This is a genomic window from Rugamonas violacea, from assembly GCF_016461825.1.
In the GTDB taxonomy this organism is placed as follows: domain Bacteria; phylum Pseudomonadota; class Gammaproteobacteria; order Burkholderiales; family Burkholderiaceae_D; genus Rugamonas.
Map to the genome: position 1 here is coordinate 1 of NZ_JAEMNU010000089.1, position 1,745 is coordinate 1,745.

The window sequence follows — 1,745 nt, forward strand, 5'->3', positions numbered from 1 at the left end:
TCGCCGTCCATGCTTGCTCCCGTTTAAATTGAAAGGGCAAGCATGGCGAAATCAGGGCCAGGCCACAAGATTGTGGTTCATGGATCGCTTACGTTTGAGCGTCCCGTCAGTTGCAGTTATTGTCGGTCGAGAAAGTCGTCGAATACTGGTCCGGCCAATTTGAAATGCAGGTTGCTACAGCTAGGGCAATCGCGCACCATCCAACGGAGCGGCAATGCAATAAGCAGGTTTAGCGCGCTAAATTTCGCTACGCGGCGCAAGCATCAACTCGCATCCTCATCGGCAAAACACAAAAGACCAGCATCGAGCATAAAATTCTTGTTTCATGCAAAGATATGCAATATCATGCATGAAGTAGCCTATTCAAGGAGATAAACATGGCATTTAGAGCAGATGAAGCAGCGCGAGTAGGATTTGAAGAGGTCTTAAGCTATCTTGTTCCCCGCGCAAGAGATGTGGATGAATCTCAGAGAGCATCCAGCAAAGAAAAGTTAATGGACCTTCACGATGAATTGGGGCCAGTGGTTGACGCATACCCTAGTTGGCACCCGTTGGTCAGCCATCACGACGACAGAAATCCAGTAACGATTCCGGGCAACGGTTGCGGATACAAAGGACTCGATCACACAAGATACTTTGCTAACGGCTTCATTACCTGTCCTTATGATGACGGTCAGAGTGTAATTGACTCCGTAACCGCACTTCCATATCATCGCGCTGCACACATCACGGCAGAAAGACTTGACGTAAAGCTATATAACCCCAATACGACACCTATCCTGGTTAGATGCAATTGGGAGAAACCGTTGTCCGCTGATCGAATGGTTCCATTATCCATAGCAATAGCGCTTATCCTGGAGAAAGAGGTGCCATGCTCAGAATGGTCGACAGTCGCTGAAACCTGGGAATCCATGCGCCCTTATTTTTTGGGCCGGCCGCATGGTGCCCGGTCTTCGCTGTTTGTAAGCCAAGAGACAGGACAGACAATAAAGAAAATTTGGGATGCGCTGATCTACACTGGCATGTTCGGTCCAATAAGAGTCTAGAAAGCGCATTTCGTTACGCCCATCACACTGATACAAAACCAAAAATAGTCATCTATCGCAGAGCTACAAGCCGAACAAACGAAAAAATTTAGCGCGCTAAACTCCAGTCGAGACTTTAGCGCGCTAAATTTCCATCTCAATCCTATGAGCGAATTACTCCCAACAATAATCGCCCCGAGCACCATTATGGTATTTGTTGTTGCCGTCATAGGGTTCAATAATTCGCATCACTGAAAAAATTCCCCTTTTTGCGACAAATAGACCTGCCAGCGTAGAACTCACAGCCAAGACAGCAGTCAACACATCGTCCAAGTTGACAGCAGCGACCAGCAACGAAAAATCAAGTTCAATAGCCATAAACCCTCCTATAAAAAATCACCGGACAACCCGATCCACCTGCAACAACAAAAGCAACTCGGTACGACTGTCGTCTCGACTATCTGATCGCATAAAGCTAGGCAAGAACGACAACCCGGACGAGCTGGAACTATTTTTCTCCTGCGTCAGCCCACCCAGCATGATCAGCTCGCCGTCGCCAGCGTTGACCGTCGTAGTCAGCGAGCGCTTGGTCAACGTCGGCGAATTGTTCACACCGGTCTCAGTACGGCGGTAGTTGTCAACAAAGTTGTCGCGTCACTTCATGCAGCCAGCTTCACTAATTCAGGTTCAGCCCGTTCCGGATTGAGCCAAACCTCGTCC

The 1,745-nt window shown here is 48.5% G+C and carries 2 protein-coding genes and 1 pseudogene; 1 reads left to right on the top strand and 2 read right to left on the bottom strand.

Annotated elements, in window-relative coordinates; translation table 11 throughout:
- Positions 1-377: 377 nt before the first annotated feature.
- On the top strand, positions 378-1,046 hold the full coding sequence (locus H7U20_RS17710) for a hypothetical protein (RefSeq protein ID WP_199760475.1): 669 nt from the start codon (positions 378-380) through the stop codon (positions 1,044-1,046).
- Positions 1,047-1,199: 153 nt separating this feature from the next.
- On the opposite strand, the gene H7U20_RS17715 is transcribed toward H7U20_RS17710, so the two are convergent.
- Positions 1,200-1,403: a hypothetical protein gene (locus tag H7U20_RS17715; RefSeq protein ID WP_199760476.1), complete on the bottom strand. Its 204-nt coding sequence runs from the start codon at positions 1,401-1,403 to the stop codon at positions 1,200-1,202.
- 18 nt (positions 1,404-1,421) lie between these two features.
- Positions 1,422-1,643 (bottom strand): annotated as a pseudogene (locus tag H7U20_RS17720) (type II secretory pathway, component PulD); the annotation flags it as partial.
- Positions 1,644-1,745 lie beyond the last annotated feature (102 nt).